Source organism: Streptomyces flavofungini (genome assembly GCF_041028215.1).
In the GTDB taxonomy this organism is placed as follows: domain Bacteria; phylum Actinomycetota; class Actinomycetes; order Streptomycetales; family Streptomycetaceae; genus Streptomyces; species Streptomyces flavofungini_B.
The window spans coordinates 1-5252 of sequence record NZ_JASKYR010000619.1; the positions used below are offsets into that span (position 1 = coordinate 1).

The 5252-nt window shown below is 72.1% G+C and carries 4 protein-coding genes, 1 tRNA gene and 1 riboswitch; all 5 genes read left to right on the plus strand.

From position 1 onward, the window contains the following. Positions 1-8: 8 nt before the first annotated feature. The 5 genes from AB8Z36_RS31090 (at position 9) to AB8Z36_RS31110 (ending at position 5104) form a co-directional block, all read left to right on the plus strand. Positions 9-1097 (plus strand): alginate lyase family protein, encoded by a 1089-nt coding sequence (locus AB8Z36_RS31090; protein WP_369216732.1) that lies wholly within the window; start codon positions 9-11, stop codon positions 1095-1097. Between the two features lie 64 nt (positions 1098-1161). Further along, positions 1162-1235, plus strand: a tRNA-Met gene (locus AB8Z36_RS31095). Positions 1236-1516: 281 nt separating this feature from the next. Then, positions 1517-2620 carry a PP2C family protein-serine/threonine phosphatase gene (locus AB8Z36_RS31100; RefSeq protein WP_369216729.1) on the plus strand — a complete coding sequence of 368 codons (1104 nt, stop codon included), beginning with the start codon at positions 1517-1519 and terminating at the stop codon, positions 2618-2620. Between the two features lie 232 nt (positions 2621-2852). Continuing rightward, positions 2853-3000, plus strand: a riboswitch (cyclic di-AMP (ydaO/yuaA leader). An 11-nt stretch (positions 3001-3011) separates the two neighbouring features. After that, entirely contained in the window at positions 3012-4085 is a 1074-nt protein-coding gene (locus AB8Z36_RS31105) for a M23 family metallopeptidase (protein WP_369216730.1), read from the plus strand. Between the two features lie 74 nt (positions 4086-4159). Beyond that, entirely contained in the window at positions 4160-5104 is a 945-nt protein-coding gene (locus tag AB8Z36_RS31110; protein WP_369216731.1) for an aldo/keto reductase, read from the plus strand. Positions 5105-5252: the final 148 nt, after the last annotated feature.

Sequence of the window (5252 nt, forward strand, 5' to 3'; positions counted from 1 at the left end):
CCCTCGACCTGGCGTTCACCCACCCCGGCGTGCTCGTCGGCAAGGAACAGCTCGACCGGGTCCGCGCCCACGTCGAGGCCCGCGAACAGCCCTGGCGCGCGGCGTACGAGCAGATGCGGAGCAGCACGTACGCGGCGGGTGACTACACGGCGAAGCCGTACGCCGTCGTCGAGTGCCCGCCCGACGACCGCCCCGGCCACGGCTGCGTCGAGGAGCGCCAGGACGCGCTGGCCGCGTACACCCACGCCCTGCTCTGGAACATCACCGGCGAGCGCGCCCAAGCCGAGAAGGCCGTGCAGATCATGGACGCCTGGGCCGAGGTGATCACCCGGCACACCGGGGAGAACGCCGGACTCCAGACCGGCTGGGCCGCCTCGTCCTGGGCCCGCGCCGCCGAAGCCGTGCGCTACACCTACGACGGCTGGAGCGACGGGCGGCTGCTGCGCTTCGAGCGGATGCTGCGCAACGCCTATCTGCCCCAGGTCAGGGACGGCTCGGCCGGCCGCAACGGCAACTGGGACCTGGTGATGGCCGACGCGACGATGAGCATGGCCGTCTTCCTCGACGACCACGCCACGTTCGAGAAGGCCGTGCACCACTTCCGGACCCGCGTACCCGCGTACTTCTACCTCGCCTCCGACGGGAAGCTGCCCCGCTCCCCGGAGAACAGCGGCATCGACACCGCCGCCGAGCTGAAGACGTACTGGTTCGGGCAGGGCACCTACACCGACGGCCTGTCCCAGGAGACCTGCCGCAACTTCAAGCACGCCGGATACTCGCTCGCCGCCACCGCGCACATGGCGGAGACCGCCCGGCACCAGGGCGTCGACCTCTACGGCGAGGTCAAGGACCGGCTGCGGGCCGCCCTGGAGTTCCACTCCGCGTACCAGCTCGGCGCGGAGCCGCCCGGGTGGCTGTGCGGCGGCACGGTACGGCGGGACATGGGGCCCGACACCGAGGTGGGCCTCAACCATCTGCGGAACCGGCTGAAGCTGGCGATGCCGCAGACCGAGAAGTACACGGAGCAGCGCCGCCCCGAGGGCACCGACGATCTCTTCGTCGCCTGGGAGACGCTCACCCACGCCGAGAACGCCTGAGGCCGGGCCCACCTCCACGTGGTTCGACGCACCCCTCCGGATGGCGTAGAGTTGTGTTCACCGACGCGGGGTGGAGCAGCTCGGTAGCTCGCTGGGCTCATAACCCAGAGGTCGCAGGTTCAAATCCTGTCCCCGCTACTGAAGGCTCAGGGCCGGGAAGCATCAGCTTCCCGGCCCTGAGTGTTTTCCGGGTCCTTCGGCCCGTAATCCGCTCCTTGCCCGAAGCCCGGCCCCTGGCCCGTAACCCGTTCGGCCCACCCCAGGTCGCGCCCGCACCCCGCTGCGGGAAGCCTGGGCAGGTGCAGCGCGGTGATGGGCGCGGAGTCGGCGGGAGACGAGCGGTGGGGCAGCGAGGAGGAACCGACGGGCCCGGCCGTGGGGGCGGGAGCGCGCCGCGGGCGAACGGCGGCGGGCCGAGCGTGCATGAGTGGACCTTCGTCCGCGCCCTGCCCTTCCTGCTGCTCATCGTCGGCATCGTGTACGACCTCTCGACCCCGGCCGAGTTCTCCGCGGCACCCCTCTACACGGCCGCGCCCCTGATCGCCGCCCCCTTCTACTCGCTGCTCAACACCGTCCTGACCGGCGCCGTCGCCTCCGCCGCGGTCATCCTGCTGCACTACCGCAACCCGGCCACCAGCGACGTGGAGTCCGTCACCGAACTGCTCACCGTGGTCACCGTCGCCGTCTTCGCCGTCGTCATCAACCGCGTCGTGCGCCGGAGCAACGACCGGCTCGCCACCGCACGCTCCATCGCCGAGACCGCGCAGCGGGCCGTCCTGCCCGAGCCGGACGCCCGGATCGGCGGCCTCGACATCGCGGCACGGTACGAGGCGGCGCAGGCCGATGCCTTCATCGGCGGCGATCTGTACGCCGTGCAGGACACCCCGCACGGGGTCCGGCTCATCGTCGGGGACGTGCGCGGCAAGGGCATGGGGGCGGTCGCGGCCGTCGCCGTGGTCATCGGCGCGTTCCGGGAGGCGGCCGAGCAGGAGACCACCCTGGAGGCGGTGGCGCAGCGCCTGGAGCGGGCGCTGGCGCGTGAGGGCACCCGGCGGGACGGGCTCGACGCCTTCGAGGGGTTCACCACGGCGGTCCTCGCGGAGATCGGGCACGGCGACAGCCGCGTACGCCTGATCAACCGGGGGCACCCGGCGCCGCTGCTGCTGCGCGGGGACGGGCGGCTGTGCGTGCTCTCCGCGTCCGAGCCCGCGCTGCCGCTGGGCATGGGGTCGCTGGGCGTGTGGCCGGACCGGGCGGACGAGGCGGAGTTCCCGCCGGGCGGCATGCTGCTCTTCTACACGGACGGTCTGTCGGAGGCTCGGAACGAGGCGGGGGAGTTCTACGACCCCGCGGTCCGGCTCGGCGGGCGGATCTTCCCGGGCCGCCGGGGCCCGCAGGCGCTGCTCGCCACGCTCACGCAGGAGGTGCGGTGGCACACCGGGGGCAGCGCGACGGACGATCTGGCGCTGCTCGCTGTGCGGCGCCCCGCGGCGGACGACCCGGAGGTCACGCCGAGTGACTGAAGGCCACCCCTCCGCATAACAACTGACGTACTGTCAAACGGAAGCCGCGTTCCGGTGAGCGTGCGCCCGCGGTCAACTCGCCCCGGTCCCGGCCCCCGTGTCCCCATACGTACGGCCGGATCGCGGCCCAGGAGCGTTAACAATCAACTGGAACGGCTTGGAATACGGGCCCGCTGTCTATTAACGTTCGATAACGCAGCGCGGTCGTCCCAGCCGTCACTAGAGGCGGCTCCGTGCGCACGCGCCTAATCCCGCAAGGGAGCCGGGGAACCACCAACTTGGGGTGAATCGGGCATCTGTGCCTCCGTGCCAGATGCTCGTAGGAGACCTTCCTGCTCCGAACCCGTCAGCTAACCCGGTAGGCGAGAAGGAAGGAAAGGAGTGCGCCCCAGTGGCGTCCAACCGGCCTGCCCCAGAAGCCCCGTATGTGCCCAACGACCCTGATTTCGGCGGGTACGACGAGCAGACCTGGGAGGAGTGGAATCCCACCGAGGAGTCCGTCCGCCCCGTCCGCGGCAGGCACCGTGTGCACAAGAAGGGCGGCGGGGGCCTCGCCCGCAGCTCCACCGTTCTGGGTGTCGGCGTCATCGCCGCCGTCGGCGCGGGCGGCATCGCCACCGCGCAGGACGGCAAGCCGCCGGTCTCCATATCGCTGCCCGACCTGGGCGCCGTCGCCGACTCGCTGCCGGAGGCCAAGTCCCTCCCCGGCGTGGGCGCGCTGATCTCCGACGACTCCGCGGGCTCCCCGGCGGACGCCGTCACCGCCGCGGCCCCGCTCACCGCGGCCGGTGTCAGCTCCGCCGACGCCGAGCAGGGCACCACCGACGCCGGTGAGGCGCTGCGCGCCCGCATCATGCGGCAGGCCGAGAACCAGCAGCACCAGGCGGACGACGCGGTCAGGACCGCGGCCGAGGAGGCCGCCGTCAAGAAGGCCGCCGAGGAGGCCACCGCCCAGCAGAAGGCGGCCGAGCAGAAGGCCGAGGCCAAGGCCGCCGCCAAGAAGAAGAAGGAGGAGGAGGCCCGCAAGGCCAAGGCCGAGGCCGAGCGCCTGGCCAAGCTCGCCAAGAGCTTTGCGATCCCCACCTCCTCGTACACCCTGACCTCGCACTTCGGCGACGCCGGTTCGATGTGGTCCTCCGGGCACCACACCGGCCTCGACTTCGCCGCGCCGACGGGTACCCCGCTCAAGGCCGTGCACACCGGCACCGTCAAGGAGGCCGGCTGGGCCGGGGCCTACGGCTACCGCACGGTCCTCGAACTGGAGGACGGCACCGAGATCTGGTACTGCCACCAGTCCTCGATGAACGTCAGCGCCGGGCAGAAGGTCAGCACCGGCGACGTCATCGGCCGCGTCGGCGCGACCGGCAACGTGACGGGACCGCACCTCCACATGGAGGTCCACACCTCCGGTGGCGCCAACATCGACCCGCTCGCCTGGCTCCAGGGCAAGGGCCTCAACCCGTAGGGCGACCCCATGGGCGCTCACCGGGCCCCGGTGGTTCGCGGAATCCCTCTTCCGCCGCGGTCGTTGAGGAACGCATGACTTCTCTTCGTACGCTCGGCTCCTCCGGCCTGGAGGTCTTCCCGCTGTCCCTCGGCGGCAACGTCTTCGGCTGGAGCGCCGACCGGACGGCCTCCTTCGCCGTCCTGGACGCCTACACCGCCGCGGGCGGCAACTTCATCGACACCGCCGACGCCTACTCCGCCTGGGTCGAGGGCAACAAGGGCGGCGAGTCGGAGACCCTGATCGGCGAGTGGCTGGCGAGCCGCGGCAACCGCTCCGACGTCGTCATCGCCACCAAGGCCGGCGCGCACCCCGACCGCAAGGGCCTCGCCGCGAGCACCATCAAGGCCGCCGCCGACGAGTCGCTGCGCCGCCTGGGCACTGACTGCATCGACCTGTACTACACGCACTACGACGACCCCTCGGTCCCTGTCGAGGAGTTCATCGGCGCCCTCGACGAGCTGGTCGAGGCGGGCAAGGTGCGCGCGATCGCCGCCTCCAACATCACGCCCGAGCGCCTCCAGGAGGCCCTCGACTTCTCCGACCGCGAGGGCCTCGCGCGCTATGCCGTGCTCCAGCCGCACTACAACCTGGTCTCCCGCGACACCTACGAGGGCCCGCTCCAGGAAGTCGCCTCGCGCTCCGGCCTCGCGGCCGTGCCGTACTACGCGCTCGCGTCCGGCTTCCTGACCGGCAAGCACCGCCCCGGGGCCAAGACCGACAGCGCGCGCACCTCGCGGGTCGAGCAGTACGTGGGCACCGAGCGGGGCGACCGCGTCCTCGCCGCGCTCGACGCGATCGCGCGGGACCGGGGCGCCGAACCGGCGACCGTGGCGCTCGCCTGGCTGGCCGCCCAGCCCACCGTCACGGCGCCGATCGCCTCCGCGCGCACGGTCGAGCAGCTTCCCGCGCTGCTCGCGGTGGCGGACCTGGAGCTGACGGCGGCCGAACTCTCGGCACTGAACACGGCCTCCGCGTGATCCCGGGGCCCTAGGTGCGGTACGGGTTGTACGCGGGGTAGGGCTGCGGCTGTCCGTACGGGGCCTGCGGCTGTGTGTACGAGGGCTGCGGCTGTCCGTACGGGGGTGGGGCGTAGGCCGGGTACCCGTACCGGGGGCGGCCGTACGC

Excerpts from the sequence above, each read along its gene's own strand:
- AB8Z36_RS31110 (WP_369216731.1), top strand. The coding sequence starts at position 4,160 with ATGACTTCTCTTCGTACGCTCGGCTCCTCCGGCCTGGAGGTCTTCCCG.